The following is a 19449-nucleotide window of genomic DNA, read 5'->3' on the forward strand; positions in this document are numbered from 1 at the left end:
TCGACGGACGGTGAAGTCGGGCGCGGGCGGGCCGAGTTGGCGTGCAGGCGGTGTGGGGCGGAATGGTGGTGGGCGCTGCGCAGCCCGCGGTCCGCCGTGCTCCGCGTGTTGCGGCAGGCACGGCGGCGCGGTGGAGTGCGAGTGCTGCGGGTGTTCCGGGTGGTGTCGGTCAGCCCTTGAGGCAGGTGGCGACGACGTGGCCCCTGCCCTTGGTCTTGTGCGAGAAGTACATCCACTTCGCGCTGGTCTTGCCGCAGGCGGTGTAGCTGCTCCCCGACTTGGACGGTGTGCCGCAGATCGACTCACCCCTCTTGAGGGTGCCGCGGAACGTGGAGCCGGACGAGGGCTGCGCGCGGATGTTCAGGTCCTCGACGGCCACGTACTTGGTGCACTGGACCGACGGGTTGCCCGCCTGGGTCGGTGCGGATGCGGATGCGGTACCGGTGGTGGTCAGCAGGCTCGCGCCCAGAAGGGCGGTCGCCGCGAGGGCGGTGGTCAGCCGTCTGCTGGATGTCATCTGTCTCCCCTTTGTTCTGTCGGTCGTGCCGCGGTGCTTCGTCGATCCCCGCCTGTGTCTCTGGGGCGGGTCGGGTGGTGCCCCCCACTCTCGTCGCGGCACGCGAGAGTTGGACAAGCGTCTTACACGCGTGTCTATGGAGACGGTATCGCAGCTTTCGGCGCTGCGCGACGGGGTTGGCGATTGCCGCCGGCGGGATGGCTTGAACATCCTGCGTGCGGCCGGATCTGCGGCCTTTCCGGACCGGTCGGAGCTGGTGAGGATGGGCGCAACCGGGCGGTGAGAGCGGAGAGTTGGTTGGTTGCGAAACGCAGGAGGCGGTCGGCGGCGAGGCGTCGCCGCGAGGCCCGTCGGAACGTGGCACTGGCGGTGTTGGTGGGGCTCGCCGTGCTGGTGGTGAACTGGTCGACGGTGTGGCCGTACGTGCTGGCGGCTGCGGTCGGTGGCTCCGTCGGCGGGCTGGTGTGGTGGTTGTGGCGGACGGATCGGCTGCTGCGTGTGGGGGAGCGGGCGCGCCGGGACGAGGAGGGGCGTGCGGCCGGTCGCAGATCGTTGGCCGAGGTGGACGCGATGAGCTGGCAGGAGTTCGAGCGCTACATCGCGTGGCTCTGTCGGCGGGACGGTTGCCGGAACGTCGAAGTGAGCGGGAAGTCCGGCGACTTGGGGGCCGACGTGATGGCGGTGCTGCCGGACGGTCGGCGCCTGGTCGTGCAGTGCAAGCACTATGCGCCGCACCGGTACGTGCCCAGCGGCGACATGCAGAAGTTCGTCGGCACCGCCTATCTGCACCACGGCGCAGATGTTGCGGTGTTCGTGGCGACCTGCACCTTCAGCAAGCCCGCCATGGCGCTCGCCGTGCGCCACGGGGTGCTCGCCGTCCACCGTGACCTGCTCGGCCAGTGGAACACCGGCACCCCGCTCCCCGAGCTGCTGCCGATGAACGGATCCGGGCAGGGGGACCGCCGCCACCGCCGGCGGTGGAAGGAGACCTACCGTGCGTGAACGCCGTTCCGGCAGTGCGCAACTGACGGCGCGTCAAAATCGGCCTGGCGCGCGGGTGTTGGTCAATCGCCACACGTCAGGTGCGAGTTGGTCAACTCCCCCTCGTCGTCACGGCGGTGAGGCCGTCCTCGCCCGGGCCGTAGAGGAGGCCGCCGCCCGCCCACATGGCGACCGGCTCCGACAGCGGAGAGGTGCCGGCGCGGAAGTCGAAGTGCCAACGCGCTCTGCCGTCCTCCTCGTCGAGCGCCCACACCCTGCCGTTCGTCCACAGGTACGCGGTGTCGTCGGCGCAGCGGATGGCCACGGAGCCCGTGGTGAGCGTGGGGACGTGGCCGGCCCATCGCACGTCGCCGGTTCTGGCGTCGAACGCGTGGACGAGGACCTTGCCCTGGTGGTCGGGCCCGGCGGCGAACACCGTGCTGCCGTCGGCGTTGGCGCACACCGCGTAGTAGACGATCCGTTCGGTTGAGGACCAGGCGACCTGGCCGTTCTCCGGATCGACCGCGTAGAGCTTGTTGGACGGGTAGAGGAAGTGGCCGCCGGCGGAGGTGTGCGGGCCGTCGAACCAGGACTGCATGAAGACCTCGGGTCCGGTCCCGGCCATGTGCCCGCCGCCCGGTGCGGGCTGTTCCCACAGCTGACGGCCCTCGCGGTCGGCGTCGAGCGCGGACATCCGCGGCGCGGTGCCCTGCATGTCCGCGTCGGCGAGCCAGAACAGGCGCCGACCGGTGGACGGGATGCGAAGAGAGGTCTGGTTCATCATGGTGTTCTTGAAACTTCGCTCCCAACCCACCTTCCCCGTACCGGTGTTGACGGCCCAGACGAACGTCGATCTGCCTCCGGCGGGACCGCTCGGAAAGCCGGAGGCGAGATCGGAGGGGTCGGTGGGGAAGTCCGAGATGTCGTCGGGAAGCTCGATCTTCGGGGCGGTGTCGCCGCGTACGTAGACGGTGTCGCCGAGGACTCCGGGCACCCACGCCATGGAGACCGAGGAAGTCTTGCCCTTCGCCGTCCACACGGTCTCGCCGGTCTCCAGCCGGACCGCTCTGAGCGCGCGGGAGGGGAGGCCGGAAGTCGAATCGGAGGGTGCGGTCACCAGGGCGTACACGTGCTTGTCGTCGACCGCGAAGGCGTTGCCGCCCATCCCGCCGGTGTTGAGCTCGGCGGCGAGCGGGTTCGGCCCCCACAGTGCGCGACCCTCCCGGCTGAACGCGAGGATCTGCTTCCCCGCGCCGACAACGACCGTCTCGCCCGCGCCTCCGATCTCGGTGAGGTTGCCGGAGACCGTTACGGACCAGCGGGGCTTGGCCTCGGTCTCGGTGCTCAGCGACCGCCCCGGGTCGGCCAGATTCGCCTTGGACGACGAACCGCCCTTGCCCGAGGGGCCGTTGGGCTCCTCGCCGCGCGGCCACAGCGCCACCGCGGCGCCACCGCCACCGACGAGTGCGACCGCGCCCGCCGCGAGCCCGAGAACGAGAGCGCGCCGGGAGGGCGAGGGCCGCCCGGAATCCGGTGGCGAGGCGGGCGGATGCGACGGGGGCGGCGGAACCACTCCTGGTGCGGACGGGCCGTGCGCTCCCGCCGGCCCCGCGCCGTACGGTCCGCCTGCGCCGCCGACGCCGTACGGCCCGCCTGCGCCGCCTGCCGGGCTCCCCGCCCCGCCCGCGTCCCCGCCTGCGCCTGCGGATGCGGATGCGTCGGTGGCGCGCGGCGCCATCACGTCGGCCGCTTCCTCGACCGCCGCGACGATCGCCGGCGGCAGCCAGCTGCCCGGCTCGATGCGTACCGCCAACTGCTGGACGAACTCCACCAGTTGACCCGGCGTCGGCCGGTCCTGCGGGGACTTGGCCAGGCAGGCCGCGACGGTCAGTCGCAGACTCGGCGGTACGGCCGCGAGGTCGGGTTCCTCTTCCGCCACACGGCGCAGCACCCTCAGCGGCGGTTCGCCGGGCGAGCCGAAGAGCCCGTGGCCGCGTGCGGCGAAGGCCAGGGTCGCGCCGAGCGAGAACACGTCCGCGGCGGTGGTGACCTCACCGGCGCGCGCCTGCTCGGGCGACATGTACGAGGGGGTGCCGAGCACCGTGCCGGCCGCCGTCAGCGCGGTGCCGTCGGCGGCGCGGGCGATGCCGAAGTCGATGACGTGGGGGCCGTCGAGCGCCAGGAGCACGTTGGCGGGCTTGAGGTCGCGGTGGGTCAGACCTGCCGCGTGGATGTTGACCAGTGCCTCGGCGATCCCGGCGAGCAGCGAACGCAGCGCGGACTCCGGCAGCGGCCCGTGGTCGGTCACCGCCCGGTGGAGGGAGACGCCCGGTACGAACGCGGTCGCCATCCACGGCACCTCCGCGTCCGGATCGGCGGCCACCACCGGCGCGGTGAACGCCCCCGAGACGGCCCGCGCGGCGGAGACCTCCGCCCTGAAGCGCGCGCGGAACCCCTCGTCGTCGGCGAGTTCGGGCCGGATCAGCTTCACCGCGACCGTGCGGCCGCCGCTGGAGCGGCCGAGGTGGACCGAGCCCATGCCGCCGGCGCCCAGTCGGCCGAGGAGTGTGTACGGACCGATGCGGGTGGGGTCGTCGGGAGAGAGCGGCTCCATGTCAGGCTCCGTTCGCGTGCAGTACGGCGATGGTCGTCGCGGTCGGGTCGCAGAGGGCGAGTCGGCCGTGGGCCGCGTGCCAGACGAGTTTGAGCGGATCGGTGCCGCGGAAGCCGGAGTACTTCCAACGGGGCTTTCCGCTCGAGGAGTTGAAGGCCCAGACGACGCCGTCGTTGTCCATGCTGTAGAGGTTCCCGTCGGAGTGCAGCAGTCGTGCGGCGCCGAGTTTGCCGTCCTTGCGCAGAGCGGGCAGCGGCGCCTGCCAGGACGCCTTGCCGCTGTCGCGATCCAGCGCGCGCAGCGTGGCTCCTCCGTCGTCGTCCGCGCGCAGCACGTAGAGCAGGGTCTCCTTCTCTCCGGTGGCCATGCCGTCGCCGCGTGCGGAGGCGACCAGGCCGGTCGTGCTCCACAGCTTCTTGCCGGCGGTGTCGCGCAGGGTCGTACGACCGTCGGTGGTGCTGTGGACGAAGTGCGGGCCGAAGGCGAAGACCGAGTGCGAGCGTGCCTTCTCGCTCCAGTCGGTCTCGCCCCGCGAATCGAGCGCGGCTGTCCGCTCCGAGCCGGCGAGGACGACCGTCCCGCTGCCGGAGGGCAGTGCGGACCACAGGACGTGGTCCTTCTCGCCGTGGAACCAGGTGGTCTTGCGGTCGGCGGCGTCCAGGCACCAGACGTGGGACCCGGAGGAGGCGGAGCCGTCCTCGCGGCCGTCGCCGAAGCCCAAGGTGTACACCTTGCCGTCCCGCACCCCGGCGAGTGCGTGGACGCCCGAGGTGTGCTCCCGGTCGAGCCTCGTCGTCCACAGCGATTTCGCCTCGGTCAGGTCGACCGCGGTGACGGCGGGGCCGACGCCGTCGAGGGTCACCGACATGCCGCCCACGTAGAGACGGTCGCCGTCCAGCGCGGCGACGGTCTTGGGCATCGTCCCGGAGAGCGCGAAGGTGGTCTGCGGGTCGGCGGGGTTGACCGACCACTTCTGCTTGCCGTCGCCGTCCAGCGCGACGACCTGGCGCAGCGACACACCCAGCACCACGTCCTTCGCGCACAGCACCTGCGGACAGGGCTCGGCGCTCTTGACCTTCCAGGCGAGTGTCGCCTCCCGGACGTCGTCCGCCGCCGGGCGCCGAATCGGCTTCTCCGCACCGGACTTGCCCGAGCCGGGACCGCCGTCCTCGTCGCCGAGGGTGAACCAGGCTCCGAGCCCGCCCGCCGCGAGGGCGCCGCCGGCGGCTCCGAGGAGCAGCACCCGTCGGGAGGGGCCGCGCCGGTCGGCGACGGGCGAGGGGTCGTTCTCCTTCGACGGGCGGCCCAGCAGCACCGTCGGCGGGTCCGTCGCGCCATCGGCATCGGCGTCGGCGTCGGCGTCGGGCTCGGGAGCGGGAGCGGGCAGCGCGGTCATGACCGAACGCAGCGCCACCACGTCGCGGGCCACCTCGTCGGGCAGCCAACTGGCGGACGTCAGCGGGGCGCCCGCCCGTTCGACGGCGTCGCAGATCTCGCGAGGCGTCGGGCGGGCGGCGGGGTCCTGCGCCAGGCACGAGGCGAGCAACTCCCGCAGCCCGGCGGGCAGTCGGGCGAGATCGGGCTCGGTGTGCACGATCCGGAACAGCACCGCCGCGGCGGCCCCGTCGCCGTAGAGGCTGTCGCCGCGCGCGGCGTGGGCGATCGTCGAGGCCAGCGAGAAGACGTCGCTCGCCTCGGTCAGGGGCGAACCGACGGCCTGTTCCGGCGACATGTACGGCGCCGAGCCGATCACCGCTCCGGTGGAGGTCAGCGCGGTGCCGTCGACGGCCCGGGCGATGCCGAAGTCGATGACGTGCGGCCCGTCGAGGGCGAGGAGCACATTGGCCGGCTTGAGGTCCCGGTGGATCAGCCCGGCCTCGTGCACGCTGACCAGGGCTTCGGCGACACCGGCAGTCAGCGTCCACAGGGTGCGCTCGGGCAGCGGCCCGCGCTCGCGCACTGCCTTGTCCAGCGCGACGCCGGGTACGAAGGTGGTTGCCATCCACGGCACCGCCGCCTCGACGTCCGCGTCCACGACGGCGGCGGTGAAACCCCCGGAGACCCTGCGCGCGGCCGACACCTCGTGCCGGAAGCGGTCCCGGAACGCGTCGTCCTCGGCGAGTTCCAGCCGTACGACCTTCACCGCGACCGTTCGCCCACCGGCCGAACGCCCCAGGTAGACGGCGCCCATACCGCCCGCGCCGAGCCTGCCGAGCAAGGTGTACGGGCCGACCCGACGCGGGTCCGCGTCCCCCAACTGCTTCATCGCACCCCCAAGACGTGAAGCCGTCAGATTACTGCCAGTGGCCGGGCGGGTACGGGCGTATCGGCCCAACCACCCGCCGCCGCACGGCTCTTGGGGATGCCGCCGGGCGGCGCCCGCCCCACGGCCTCAGGTGCGCACGCGTGCCCGGCGGACACGCGTGCCCGGTGGCTGCGCGTTGCCGGTGGACACGCCCCGCGTGTGCGCGGGGGCGGACGTGCGAAGGCCGCCCGGGATGCGGGCGGCCTTCGGCGGGGTGCGTGTGCGGTCAGTGGGCGGAGCCGGGCAGGTCGACGCCGCTGATCTCATTGGGCGCGGAGGGCAGTTCGGCGGTGCCGGTCTTCTTGCCGGTCTCCAGGTCGATCGCGTGCAGCTTCTTCTGCGCGGGGTCGGAGACGTAGGCGGTGTGGTCGCGGACGAAGAGGGCGGGGCGCGGCTGCTGCCAGTCCAGCGGCTCGCGCCACTTGTCGATGACGTCGACCGAGCCGGTGACCTCGGCGGAGTCCGGGTCGACGGTGTGCAGCTTGCCGTCGGTGCCCAGCACCAGTGCCTCGCCGTGCGGACCGCGGGCCAGTGACCGGAAGGTGTAGCTCGTGCCGAGGTCGACGAGTTCGAGCTTGCCGGTCTCGGTGTTGATCAGGGATATCTGCTCGGGACGCTCCAACTCCGCGTCCTCGTCGGTCTTGTAGTCGCCGAGGACGACGGGGGACCGGTCGGAACCGGCCTGGTTGCCGATGCGGCCGTAGTCGTCGGGGCTGTCGATCTTCTTGATCTTGCCGTCGCGGTAGAGCAGTACGCCGTCCTGGCAGCCGATCACCACGGCTTCGTCCTTGGCGGTGGCCTCGCCGTGCACACCGGGGCAGTCCTCGTTGCGCGCGATCTCCTTGCGGTCCTCGTCCAGCACGCTGATGCCGAAGCCGCCGTCCTTGTCGCCGACGGTGGTGAGGAGTTCGCCGTTCTCCAGCTCGACGGCGACGCCGTGGTGGGGCGAGTCGGTCTTGTGGGAGGCGGTCTTCGGCTCGCCGTCGCCCAGGTCCTCGGGGTCGAAACTGCGGATCTCGCCGGTGCCGTCGGTGAACAGCACGGTCCTGCCGGCGTGCCGCACCACGTGGCCGGGTTCGGCGCCGGGGAAGGTGACGTCGGTCAGCTCCGCGCCGCCGGCGTCCAGGAGTTGGAAGCCCTTGGAGGTGGAGACCACCACGTGGCGGTCGTCGCCCGCCGGGTTGACGCGGTTGAAGCCCTTGAGGGGGATGTCCTCCACGACCTTGAGCGTTTTGCCGTCCAGCACGTACAGGCCGCCGTCGTAGGTGGCGACCAGCGGTTCGGTTGCCTTGACGGCGCTCTTGCCCTCGGAGCCGGAGGCGCTCTTCTTCTTGTCCCCGTCGTTGTCGTCGCTCTGACCGCAGGAGGTGAGGAGCAGCGCGGCGACGACCGCGGTGCCGATCGCCGCGCTGGTGCGGGAGGCGCGAGCGGTTCGGGAGGTGCGGGAGGTGCCGGGCGTCTGAGCCGCGGCGGCGGACTTTCGGGCAGGGGTGATCGACATGGCCGGTTTCCTTCGTTCGAGGTGTGGGCGTGGGAAGCGGGTGGGGGACGGGTGTGGGGAGTGGGGTGGCGGGCGCGGTCAGGGCCGCCGGAGCCCCTCGGAGATGGCTTCGGCGTTGGCGCGGGCCATCTGCAGATACGTGGCCGCGCCGCCGCCCCTCGCGGTGAGCGACTCGGTGAACAGCGGTACGACGCGGACGTCCAACTCGGCCTCGTCCCGCAGGACTTGGGCCAGCCGGTCCGGCTGCCCGGAGTCCACGAAGATGGCGGGCACGCCCGCTCTGTCGATCGCGTCGGCGAGCGATTTGAGGTCGGCCGCGCTGGGCGAGGCGAGCGTCGTACCGCTGGGCACCACCGCGCCCACCACCCGGAAGTCGTAGCGTTCGGCGAGGTAGCCGAAGACGTGGTGGTTGGTGACCAGGCTGCGCCGCTCGCGCGGGATCTTCGCGAACTCCCGGTCCGTCCACTCCTGGAGCGCGTCGACCCGCTTGCCGTACGCCGCGGCGTTGGCCCTGACCCGTTTGTGGTCGACGCCGTCCACCTGCTCGACGATCTCCTCGGTCAGCACCCGCACCGCCTCCGCGACCCGTACGGGATCGGTCCAGAAGTGCGGGTCCGGCTCGCCCTTGCTCGCATCCGAGCGGTACGGCAGCGGGTCGACCTCCTCGCCGACCGCGAGGGCGGGGACGCCCGACTCCTTGGCCGCGTCCACGTGCCGCTGGACGTTCTCCTCCAGGCCGAGGCCGTTGTGCACGACGAGGTCGGCCTGCTCCAGCTCCGCGGCCTGCCGGGCGGAGACGCCGAAGGAGTGCGGATCGGCGCCGGGCTTCATCAGCACCTTCACCTCCGCCTCCTCGCCGACGACGTTGCGGGTGAGGTCGCCGAGGATGTTGGTGGTGACCACGATCGTGGGCTCGCGGTCCGAGCCCGTACCGCAGCCCGCGAGCAGCGCCGGGGCGGCGAGGGCGAACAGCAGCAGGGCGAGCACCGGCCCGCGTCCGCGCGCGGCGCGCCGCACGGTGGCCGTCCGGCCGGCGGCGTCGCCGACTGTCGACGGGAGGTCGGCGTCGCCGGCCGACGGCAGCTGGGCGGCAGTGCTTCCGGCCGACGGCAGGTGGGCGACGTGGGGGGCGTGGGGGGCGGTCATCGTCCGGTCTCCACCATGTCGGTCGGGGCGCCGGGCACGGTCAGACTCCGGGCGAGCCGCAACTCGTCCTGGTAGTCGATCTCGTGGACCCTGCCGGCGAGCGGGTCGTTGACGTAGGCGCGCGAGGTGTCCACCTCGATCACCGGCCTGGCGGTGTCCGGGTCGGGGACCTCGGACAGCAGCTTCGTGCGCGCGGTCTCCTTGCCGGTGGCGGCGTCGTGGGCGCGCAGCGTGCCGTCGTCGGTGAGCACGAGTGTCGGCTCGCCCTGCCCGACGGAGTTCACCGCGAGCACGGGGCGGCCGGCGTCCAGACGGCTCCACTCGCGCTCGCCGACGTCCAGCGTCCACACCCCCGTCCGGCCCGCCGGGGCTGCGAGGGTGGCGCTGCCGGGGCGGTGCCGGAACTCCCGTGCGCGGTCGGCCTTCTCGACCTTCTGCGGGTAGGGGATCTTCGTGGCGGTGAGCTTCTCGTCCTTCCCCTCGCCCGGGGCGACGAGCAGCGCGCCGTCCGCGCAGCCGAACACGACGCCGCGCGGGGTGACGGCCTGGCCCTCCAGCTGCGGGCAGTCGCCGCTCAGCGTCCGGCCCTTGTCGCCGTTGCGCGCGTGGACCCGGATCCGGTCGGTGTCCGTGCCCGACTGCCGTACGGGAACCAGCAGTTGACGCTCGTACGGTACGGCCGCTCCGGCGGATCCGTTGGCGGCGAGCGTACGGACGCGCACCGCCCTGCCGTCCTCCAGCTTCTCGCGGTCCAGCAGGCCGACCCGTCCGTCCGGTCCGGTCAGCGCGGTGGTGGCGGGGTCGCTGTAGGTGCCGTGCACCCGCCCGCCGGGCACGCTGCCGACGGCGGCCGGATCGGCCCGGTAGTAGTGGGTGTGGTCGCCGTGGTCGACCATCCACACGCCGCTGTCGAAGAGATGGGCCTCGCGCGCGGTGCCGACCTGCGCGAACCGACCGTCGCCGGTGAGGGTTTCGGCGCCCTGGACGCGGCCGAGCGCGGTGACCTTCTCGCTCAGCGGGTCGAGCAGCCGCACCCGGCCGGTGCCGCGGTCCAGCACGACCAACCCGGGCTGGTGCTCGGCGGCCTCCTCGGCGCCCTCGACGTAGCCGTGCGGGGTGGCGTCCTCGGCGCCGGTCTCCTTCGATCCGGCGTCGCCGGCCGAATCGCTGCGCACACAGCCCGTGCCGGCGAGCAGCACCAGCGGCAGCAGTGCGCCGACGACCGCGGCGCGGCGGGGTATTCGGGGGTTCATACGGTCTCGACCTCGGTTCTCGAAGCGGTCTGCGGGGAGTCGGCGGAGCCGGGGGAGGAGCGGGGTGTGCGGGCGGGTGCGGGCGCGGTGCGGCGTTCGCGCACCGCCGCAAGGGCCGTCGACAGCAGGAAGAGCAGCACCGCGACCGCGGCCACGGTGGCGCCGGCCGCGATGCCCAGGTGCCAGGAGAGCAGCAGCCCGAGGAAGGTCGAGAGCGAGCCGACGAGTGCGGCGCCCAGCATGATCGTGGTGATGCGGCGCGCCCACGGCAGCACCGCGGCCGGCGGCGCGATCAGCAGTCCGAAGACCAGCAGCGCGCCGACGACGCGGAAGGAGGCGACGATCGCCAGCGTCACCAGTGCGATCAGCGCGGCGTGGGCGAGCGCGGGGCGAAGCCCGAGCGTCCGCGCCTTGCGTGGGTCGAAGGCGAGCGCGACGAACGCCCGGTGGCCGAGCAGCGCGAGCAGCGCCGCCAGGGCGAGCGCCAACGTCAGCTGCACCAGGTCCTGTTGGCGCACGGCGAGCACATCGCCGAAGAGATAGCCGGTCAGATCGACGGCGAAGGACTGCGATCTCGACACGATGATCACGCCGAGCGAGAGCATCCCCACGAAGAGTAGACCGATGCTGGTGTCCTGGGAGAGCCGGGGCGAGCGGCTGAGCGCGGTGACGCCGAGCGCCATCACGGCGGCGCTGATCGCGGCACCGAGCAGCAGGTTCGCGCCGAGCAGGGACGCGGTGGCCACGCCGGGCAGCATCCCGTGCGACATCGCGTCGCCGAGGAAGGCCATCCCGCGCAGCACCACCCACGTCCCGGCGAGGGCGCAGACGCAGGAGACCAGCACTCCGGCCCACAGGGCCCGTTGCACGAAGGCGACCTCGAAGGGACTCCACAACCACTCCATGGTGAGGGAACATATAATGAAAACGGTTATCAACACAATCAAGGGGTTGTCATGCCAGTCGACGAAGAGGCCGCCGCCACCGAACCGCCCGCCGCGGCGGTCCTGCTCCGGGAGTTGTCCGCCGGGTACGGACGTCGTCCCGCGCTTCACCAACTCACCGCACACATACCGGAGTTGGCGACCACCGCGATCGTCGGACCGAACGGTTCGGGGAAGTCCACGCTGCTGGCCGCGCTCGCCGGAGTGATCCCGCCCACTGCCGGTGAGGTCTCCCGTCGAGCGGCCGAGCGCCCCGCGCTGGTGATGCAGCGCAGCGCGGTGAGCGACACCCTGCCGCTCACGGTCCGCGACGCCGTCACGATGGGGCGCTGGCCGCACCGCCCGCTGCTTGGTCGACTCACCCGTCGCGACCGGGAGATCGTCGAGGAGTGCATGGCGCGGCTGGACATCACCGACCTCGCCGACCGACAGCTCGGCCGGCTCTCCGGCGGCCAGCGGCAGCGGGCGCTCGTCGCGCAGGGACTGGCCCAGTGCTCACCGCTGCTGCTCCTGGACGAGCCGACCACCGGCCTCGACGCCGCCGCCCGGCAGCGCATCTCGCAGGTCCTGCGGGAGGGGCGGGAGCAGGGCGTCACCGTCGTGCACGCCACCCACGACTTCCCCGAGGCGATGAAGGCCGACCACTGTCTGCTCCTCGCGGACGGCCGCCTCGTCGCCGAGGGTCCACCCCGTGCCGTGCTGACCGCCGAGGCCGTGGAGCAGGTCTGGGCCGTCCCCAAACTCCCCGCGCACAGCGGGAGTTGACGGGGCGCCCGAAGGCCGTGGGCGTCACCCGGTGCGAAGGGGTCGGCGCGGTGCCGGCGCGGCCCGCGCGAGACGGTGCGGTGCTGACGCGACCGAAACGAGGCGGCCCGGGTGAGGCGTGCGTCCGACGCGATCCGGGCGAGGTGGTGCGGGGGCGACGTGATGTGGGGGCGCGGGGCGCGGAAGTGACGGGGCGTGAAGCGGGGCGGGGTCGACCGTTGGCTCGTTGCGGGAGAATCGATTCCGCTTCGGACGTTAGGGGCGGCCGAAGTTGGGCAGGTTCGCAAGTCCGCGGGGCTGTACACATCCCGCGGGCAGCGCGCGGCGGCGTCCTCCGGGAGGCTGCGGCGTGTGCACGCGACAATGCGAGGAGGTCACCATGGCCGACAACGGCGCGATGGACAAGCTCAAGGGCAAGGCCAAGGAACTGGCCGGCAAGGTCACGGGTGACAAGCGCACGGAGACCGAGGGCAAGACCGACCAGGTCAAGGGTGACGCCAAGGGAGCCGTCGGTGAGGTGAAGGACCGCGCCGCGGGCGTGAAGGACTCCCTCACGGACAAGAAGGACGACGCCAAGTAGGCGTCCCCGCCGCCTCACACGGCGCCGTCGCCCGCGCAGGGCGGCGGCGCCGCTGCCGTGCGCGGGCGACGCCGCGCAGGAGGCCGCGGCCGAAGGGCCGCGCGCCGCCGTCCGTCCGTGCGGGTGTGTGCTCCGGCGGCGGAGGTACGGGCCCCTCCCGCGTCGGCGGAGGGGCGTGCTCGTCCGGCGGGGCGCGGCGCGTGCCCCGCCCGGCACGGGGTGTGCGCCCGCGCGGCGGCGGCACTTTCCGGCCACTGCGCACGGTCCTCCCGGGTGAACCCGCGCGGCGTCCCTGACGCCCCGCTTCGCCCCTCTGACCTGCGCCTTGAAGGCGAGCTGCACAAGTGTTTCAGAAAGTCTCGATGGACTTCAGGGTGGCCGGTCGGCATCTTGGTGCGCACCGCGCGTGCACGGCGAACGTCTCACCCGTCCGGTTCGCGCGGAGCCCGACAGGCCCGGCAGCCCCGAGAAACTCGGCAACCCGGCACACCGACAGCGACGTCGTACCTCTGGAGCCACGCACCGCATGAAGGCACTCGTCAAACAGCACTCCGAGCCGGGACTGTGGCTCATCGACGTACCCGAGCCGGAGGTCGGCCCCTCCGAGGTGTTGATCAAGGTGCTGCGCACCGGGATCTGCGGCACCGATCTGCACATCCGGGACTGGGACGGCTGGGCGCGGCGCGCGGTGGACACCCCGCTGGTGCTCGGCCACGAGTTCGTCGGCGAGATCGCGGACGTCGGCGACGACGTCGAGGACCTGGAAGTGGGCCAACTCGTCAGCGGCGAGGGTCATCTGGTCTGCGGGAAGTGCCGCAACTGCCTCGCCGGACGGCGGCATCTGTGCCGCAGCACGCTGGGTCTCGGGGTGGGCCGCGACGGCGCGTTCGCCGAGTACGTGACCCTGCCCGCGTCGAACGTGTGGGTGCACCGGACCCGCGTCGACCTGGACGTCGCCGCGATCTTCGACCCGTTCGGCAACGCCGTGCACACCGCGCTCACCTTCCCGCTGGTCGGCGAGGACGTGCTGATCACCGGCGCCGGACCGATCGGTGTGATGGCCGCCGCGGTGGCCCGGCACGCGGGAGCCCGCAACGTGGTGGTCACCGACGTCAGCGAGGAGCGCCTCGACCTCGCCCGCAAGGTCGGCGCCACGCTCGCGCTCAACGTGCGCGACGCCGGGATCGCCGACGCCCAGAACGAGTTGGGGCTGCGCGAGGGCTTCGACATCGGGCTGGAGATGTCCGGCCGGCCCGAGGCCATGCGCGACATGATCGCCAACATGACGCACGGCGGACGGATCGCGATGCTCGGCCTGCCCGCCGAGGAGTTCGCGGTGGACTGGGCGAAGATCGTCACCTCGATGATCACCGTCAAGGGCATCTACGGCCGCGAGATGTACGAGACCTGGTACGCCATGACCGTCCTGCTGGAGGGCGGTCTCGACCTCAGCCCGGTGATCACCGGCCGCTACCACTACCGGGACTTCGACGCCGCCTTCGACGAGGCGGCCACCGCCCGCGGCGGCAAGATCATCCTCAACTGGACCGACTGACCGCGTACCCGGCATCGCACGGGTCCGGGTCCGAATCCGAATCCGCATCCGGACCCGTTTCCGGCACCGCACCGGGTCGCAGGACCCGCATCCGGCACCGCGTTCGCAGGCCACACCCTCATCCCACGGGAGACGACACATGTACGCGTCCGTCCGCGACGAACTCCGCACCACCCTCGACGAGATCACCGAAGCCGGCCTCTACAAGCCGGAACGCGTCATCGGCAGCCCGCAGTCGGCCTCCGTCGCCGTCACCGCCGGCGGCACCAAGGGCGAGGTGCTCAACTTCTGCGCCAACAACTACCTCGGCCTCGCCGACCACCCCGAGGTCGTCGCCGCCGCCAAGCAGGCCCTGGACCGCTGGGGCTACGGCATGGCCTCGGTTCGCTTCATCTGCGGCACCCAGGACGTGCACAAGGAGCTCGAGGCCCGGCTGTCGGCCTTCCTCGGCCAGGAGGACACGATCCTCTACTCCTCCTGCTTCGACGCCAACGGCGGTGTCTTCGAGACCCTGCTCGGCGCCGAGGACGCGGTGATCTCCGACGCCCTCAACCACGCCAGCATCATCGACGGCATCCGCCTCTCCAAGGCTCGCCGCCACCGCTACGCCAACCGCGACCTCGCCGATCTGGAGAAGCAGCTCCAGGACACCCAGGACGCCCGGCGCCGGCTCATCGTCACCGACGGCGTGTTCTCCATGGACGGCTACCTCGCCCCGCTCCGCGAGATCTGCGATCTGGCCGACCGCTACGACGCCATGGTGATGGTCGACGACTCCCACGCGGTCGGCTTCGTCGGCGAAGGCGGACGCGGCACCCCCGAGCTGCACGGCGTCATGGACCGGATCGACATCATCACCGGCACCCTCGGCAAGGCGCTCGGCGGGGCCTCCGGCGGGTACGTGGCCGCCCGCGCCGAGATCGTCGCGCTGCTGCGCCAGCGCTCGCGCCCGTACCTCTTCTCCAACTCGCTCGCGCCGGTCATCGCCGCCGCCTCGCTGAAGGTCCTCGACCTGCTGGAGGGCGCGGGGGACCTGCGGCAGCGGCTGAACGCCAACACCGCGCTCTTCCGCGAGGAGATGACCAAGGCCGGTTTCGACATCCTGCCCGGCGACCACGCCATCGCCCCGGTGATGATCGGCGACGCGGCGGAGGCCGGACGGATGGCCGAACTCCTGCTGGAGCGCGGGGTGTACGTGATCGGCTTCTCCTACCCGGTCGTCCCGCTCGGCCAGGCGCGCATCCGCGTCCAGCTCTCGGCGGCCCACTCCACCGCCGACGTCCGTCGGGCGGTCGCCGCGTTCGTGGACGCCCGCGAGGCGCTGCGCCAGGACACGGCGGACGCCTGACCCGGACGGCCGGCACCCGGGCCTCGCCCGGTGCGCCGGCCACCGGGCCGCGGCCCGGTCGCCGGTCGGCGGGTGTCGGTCGGGTGCGGGTGCCGGCTGTCGGTCGGCGGTTGTCGGGCCTCGTGTGTGGGGCGGCGTCGGGCTGTCGGGCGCGGGTCGGCGGCCCGGGTGTCGGGCATCACAACGGACGCGCCCGAGGTCCGTCCGGGGCGGCCGGGAGGCGGGTCGTGGTCCGGCGCCGGTTGCCGAGCGCGACTCCGCCAGAGGTGGGAAGAGGCCGGGAGCTGCGACAATGGCCTGGTGATCGACCCCCGGCGACTGCGTGTGCTGCGGGCCGTGGCTGACCACCGGACGGTGACGGCCGCGGCTGCCGCGCTCTACCTCACGCCCTCCGCCGTCTCGCAGCAGCTGGCCGCGCTCGAGCAGGAGACCGGCCACGTGCTGCTGGACCGCACCGGCCGCGGCGTACGGCTGACCGCCGCCGGGTCGATACTGCTCGGTCACGCCCACGAGGTGCTGGCCCAGCTGGAGCGGGCCGAGGCCGAACTCGCCGCGTACGCGGGCGGGGCCTCCGGCGAGGTGACGGTGGCCGCGTTCGCCACCGGTATCGCCGAGGTGCTGGCCCCGGTCTACGCCCGGCTCGCCGCCGGCCGGCCCGGCATCCGGCTGCGGATCCGGGACGCGGAGGGCGACGAGAGCCTGCCTCTGGTGCTGGACGGCCGCGCCGATCTGGCGCTCGCCGTCGAGTACCGCGGTGCTCCGGAGGAGGGGGACGTACGGCTGACCCGGTTCCCGCTGTACGCCGAGCCGTTCGACGCTGTGCTGCCCGCCGCCCATCCGCTCGCCGAGCGCCCCGACATCACCCTCCAGGGTCTGGCCGACGACGACTGGATCACCCCCTATCCCGGCAACCCCTGCCACGACGTGACCCTCCTCGCCTGTGAACTTGCCGGATTCAAGCCGCAGTTGACGCATCAGTCGGACGACTTCCGGGCTGTGGTCGCGCTTGCCGGGGCGGGCGCGGGCGTCGCGCTCGTACCGCGTTCCGCCTTGCGCGGCATCGAACTGAAGGACCTCGTCGTTCGCCCGGTTCAGGGCCCCGCACCCACCCGCCGGGTCTTCGCCGCGGTGCGCCGGGGCGGCGAGACACATCCGCTCATCCGCCCCGTGCTCACGGCCCTGCGCGAGACCGCCGACGCCCTCGGCGACTGACCGCCCCCGCGGGGCGACGATCCGCGCCGACGAGCGCCGACGAGCGCCGCGGCGACGGCTCCGCGCGAACGAGCCCCGCGGCGGATGGGACGCCGTCGGGAACGGGCGCTCGCCCACCGTGGTGATCCCCCGAACTGCCTGATTGCGTACGGACGTTGGCGCCGCCCCGTCCCGCCCCGTCCGCCCCGTCCCGCCGTGTCGTGCCGGTCAGCGTCGCGTCGTGCGGTGCGGCGGTCGGGCTGTGGTTGGCTTGCGGGCATGGAGAGCGACACCGAGTGCGGCGAGGGGACCGGCGGTTCGTCCCCGGCCCGGGTCGGGGTGCGGACGCGGCGGCCGACGGATCTGCCGCAGTGTGCTCTGGCCCTCGCCGAGGTTCACCGACAGGACGGCTACCCGGTCAACTGGCCCGAGGACGCTGCCGGTTGGCTCGGCCAGGTGTCCGAGTACGGCGCCTGGGTCGCGCTGCTGGACGGCCGCACCGTCGGGCACATCGGACTGGGCGCCGCCGATGAGGACCTCGCGGCGGCCGGTCTCTGGGCGGACCGCCCCGCGGGCGGTCACTCGCAGCGCGGCACCGCTCCCCACCCGCAGCGCGGCACCGACCGTCCGGCGGTGTCCGGCGGGGGAGCAGCCGGGGGCGAAGGTCCTCAACTCGCGGTCGTCAGCAGGCTCTTCGTCGCTCCGGACGCAAGAGGGCACGCCCTGGGCGCGCTGCTTCTGGGGCGCGCGGTGGCACGCGCCCGGGAGCTCGGGCTGCAACCGCTGCTCGACGTGGTGGCCACCGACACCGCGGCCTGCGCACTCTACGAACGCCTCGGTTGGGAGCTGCTCGGCACCGTGCACAGGCGTTGGGGGCCGGAGCAACTGGTGACCCTGCGGTGCTACGCCGCGCCCGCGCCGACGAGTTGACGCGACGGACCCCGCCGCAGCGGCGCGCCACGCAGCCCGACTCCGCGCGTCAAAGCGGCCGTTGTGCATGTCGGTACGCCAACTCGCCCTGTATTCAAAGTCCCTGACGCCTCCTCAACCCGGAATGCGGGCGCGGTCGAGGATGCCGTCGAGGTCCGCGCCGCGGGGGAGGGTGCCGAAGGCGAGACCGCCCTCGCCGCCCAGCCTCGTCGCGCAGAACGCGTCCGAGACCGCCGCGGGAGCGTGCCGCACCAGCAGCGAGCCCTGGAGTGCGAGCGCCATCCGCTCCACCACCCGTCGTGCGCGCATCTGGACGCCCGCCATATCCGAGAGGTCCGACCACAGTTCGGCGACGGCCGCGTCCAGCCGGGCGTCCGCGCCCCGGGCGAGTGCGAGTTCGTCCATCAGCGCCTGCACCGCAGCGGGCTCCTTGGCCAGCGCGCGCAGCACATCGAGCGCGTTGACGTTGCCGGAGCCCTCCCAGACGGAGTTGAGCGGCGCCTCGCGGTAGAGGCGCGGCATGCCGGACTCCTCGACGTACCCGTTGCCGCCCAGGCACTCCAGCGCCTCGGCGGTGAACGGCGGGGTCCGCTTGGTCACCCAGTACTTGCCGACCGCCGTCGCCAGCCGCCGGAACGCCTGCTCGCCCTCGTCGCCGCGCGCCGCCCGGTCCGCGGCGCCCGCCAGCCGCATCGTCAGCGTCGTCGCCGCCTCGGACTCCAGCGCGAGGTCGGCCAGTACGTTGCGCATCAGCGGCTGGTCGATTAGCCGGGCGCCGAAGGCCGAGCGGTGCCGCACGTGGTGGCCGGCCTCCACCAGCGCCTTGCGCATCAGGGTGGCGGAACCGGCGACGCACTCCAGTCGGGTGCAGTTGACCATCTCGATGATCGTCTTCACACCGCGGCCCTCGGGGCCGACCCGCCAGGCGACGGTGCCGTCGAACTCCGGCTCCGAGGAGGCGTTCGACCGGTTGCCCAGCTTGTCCTTCAGCCGCTGGATGCGGAAGGTGTTGCGGCTGCCGTCCGGGAGCACGCGCGGCACCAGGAAGCAGGAGAGACCACCGGGCGCCTGCGCCAGGACGAGGAAGAGGTCGCACATCGGCGCCGAGGTGAACCACTTGTGCCCGCGCAGGGTGTACACGCCCTCCTCGGCGGTGGGCTCGGCGATCGTGGTGTTGGTGCGGACGTCCGAACCGCCCTGCTTCTCGGTCATCCCCATCCCGGCGAGCAGCCCGCGCTTCTCGGTCGGGACCCGAAGTCCCGGATCGTAGAAGCGACTTGCCAGCAGCGGCGTGTAGACCTCTGCGAGGTCGGGCTGGTGGCGCAGCGCCGGGATCACCGCGTACGTCATCGCCATCGGGCAGCCGTGCCCGGCCTCCGTGTGGCCCCAGGTGAGCAGCGCGCCGTAGCGGGCGACGTGGGCGCCGGGGCGCTCGTCCAGCCAGGCCGCGCCGGTTGCCCCGGACTCGACCGCGACGCGGGTCAGTTGGTGCCAGCTGTCGTGGAACTCCACCTCGTCGATCCGGTTGCCGTACCGGTCGTGGGTGCGCAGCACCGGCTCGACGGTGTTGGCCAGCTCGCCCCAGCGCTGGGCCTCCTCGCCGCCGGCGCGCGCCCCGAGACGACGCACCTCCTCGACGGCCCAACCGGCGCCCTCGCGCTCCATGCCCTCCAGCAGCGCGGCGTCGTCGGAGGCGTCGTAGGGAGTGAGCGGCGGGGGCTGGTTGGTGACGTCGTGCGTGGCACACGACTGCTTGCCCAGCTGCTGCGTTTCCGGTGCGGAGGCCATGGATCGAGTATTACGCCGAGCGTGCGGATGC

At 72.8% G+C, this 19449-nt stretch carries 15 protein-coding genes; 7 read left to right on the plus strand and 8 right to left on the minus strand.

Annotated features, from left to right (window positions below; genetic code table 11):
- Positions 1-169 precede the first annotated feature (169 nt).
- Entirely contained in the window at positions 170-517 is a 348-nt protein-coding gene (locus MTQ01_RS09425; RefSeq protein WP_247488522.1) for a hypothetical protein, read from the minus strand.
- Between the two features lie 426 nt (positions 518-943).
- Between MTQ01_RS09425 and MTQ01_RS09430 the strand changes: the two genes are divergently transcribed.
- The gene (locus MTQ01_RS09430; protein ID WP_247489175.1) at positions 944-1519 is read left to right on the plus strand and encodes a restriction endonuclease; all 576 of its coding nucleotides are present in this window, start codon (positions 944-946) and stop codon (positions 1517-1519) included.
- Positions 1520-1610: 91 nt separating this feature from the next.
- Here MTQ01_RS09430 and MTQ01_RS09435 read toward each other — a convergent pair whose 3' ends face one another.
- From MTQ01_RS09435 to aztB, 6 genes are all read right to left on the minus strand, one after another.
- Positions 1611-4112, minus strand: a complete 2502-nt coding sequence (locus MTQ01_RS09435) for a protein kinase (RefSeq protein WP_247488525.1) — start codon at positions 4110-4112, stop codon at positions 1611-1613.
- Position 4113: 1 nt separating this feature from the next.
- Positions 4114-6378, minus strand: a complete 2265-nt coding sequence (locus tag MTQ01_RS09440) for a protein kinase (RefSeq protein ID WP_247488527.1) — start codon at positions 6376-6378, stop codon at positions 4114-4116.
- Between the two features lie 265 nt (positions 6379-6643).
- Positions 6644-7918 carry a zinc metallochaperone AztD gene (aztD, locus tag MTQ01_RS09445; protein WP_247488528.1) on the minus strand — a complete coding sequence of 425 codons (1275 nt, stop codon included), beginning with the start codon at positions 7916-7918 and terminating at the stop codon, positions 6644-6646.
- 78 nt (positions 7919-7996) lie between these two features.
- Positions 7997-9064: a zinc ABC transporter substrate-binding protein AztC gene (aztC, locus tag MTQ01_RS09450; RefSeq protein ID WP_247488530.1), complete on the minus strand. Its 1068-nt coding sequence runs from the start codon at positions 9062-9064 to the stop codon at positions 7997-7999.
- Entirely contained in the window at positions 9061-10317 is a 1257-nt protein-coding gene (locus MTQ01_RS09455; protein WP_247488533.1) for a hypothetical protein, read from the minus strand. Before MTQ01_RS09455 ends, aztC begins: the two co-directional genes overlap by 4 nt.
- Positions 10314-11222, minus strand: coding sequence for a zinc ABC transporter permease AztB (aztB, locus tag MTQ01_RS09460; protein ID WP_247488534.1), 909 nt, complete (start codon positions 11220-11222; stop codon positions 10314-10316). Before aztB ends, MTQ01_RS09455 begins: the two co-directional genes overlap by 4 nt.
- 51 nt (positions 11223-11273) lie before the next feature.
- On the opposite strand from aztB, the gene aztA reads away from it, so the two are divergent.
- The 6 genes from aztA to MTQ01_RS09490 all read left to right on the plus strand — a co-directional run bounded on the left by aztA (position 11274) and on the right by MTQ01_RS09490 (position 17630).
- The gene (gene aztA / locus MTQ01_RS09465) at positions 11274-12026 is read left to right on the plus strand and encodes a zinc ABC transporter ATP-binding protein AztA (RefSeq protein ID WP_247488536.1); all 753 of its coding nucleotides are present in this window, start codon (positions 11274-11276) and stop codon (positions 12024-12026) included.
- A gap of 379 nt (positions 12027-12405) precedes the next feature.
- On the plus strand, positions 12406-12606 hold the full coding sequence (locus tag MTQ01_RS09470; protein WP_247488538.1) for a CsbD family protein: 201 nt from the start codon (positions 12406-12408) through the stop codon (positions 12604-12606).
- 526 nt (positions 12607-13132) lie between these two features.
- Complete coding sequence (tdh, locus tag MTQ01_RS09475; RefSeq protein ID WP_247488541.1) at positions 13133-14161, plus strand: L-threonine 3-dehydrogenase; 1029 nt, start codon at positions 13133-13135, stop codon at positions 14159-14161.
- A gap of 139 nt (positions 14162-14300) precedes the next feature.
- Positions 14301-15509: a glycine C-acetyltransferase gene (locus tag MTQ01_RS09480; protein ID WP_247488543.1), complete on the plus strand. Its 1209-nt coding sequence runs from the start codon at positions 14301-14303 to the stop codon at positions 15507-15509.
- A 300-nt stretch (positions 15510-15809) separates the two neighbouring features.
- Entirely contained in the window at positions 15810-16721 is a 912-nt protein-coding gene (locus tag MTQ01_RS09485; protein WP_247488545.1) for a LysR family transcriptional regulator, read from the plus strand.
- A gap of 258 nt (positions 16722-16979) precedes the next feature.
- Positions 16980-17630, plus strand: coding sequence for a GNAT family N-acetyltransferase (locus MTQ01_RS09490; RefSeq protein ID WP_247488547.1), 651 nt, complete (start codon positions 16980-16982; stop codon positions 17628-17630).
- 114 nt (positions 17631-17744) lie between these two features.
- Here the strand turns inward: MTQ01_RS09490 and MTQ01_RS09495 are convergent, their stop codons facing one another.
- A complete protein-coding gene (locus MTQ01_RS09495; protein WP_247488549.1) occupies positions 17745-19418 on the minus strand; it encodes an acyl-CoA dehydrogenase family protein in 1674 nt (557 codons plus the stop codon).
- Positions 19419-19449 lie beyond the last annotated feature (31 nt).

The organism is Streptomyces sp. XM4193, assembly GCF_023072595.1.
Classification (GTDB): Bacteria; Actinomycetota; Actinomycetes; order Streptomycetales; family Streptomycetaceae; genus Streptomyces.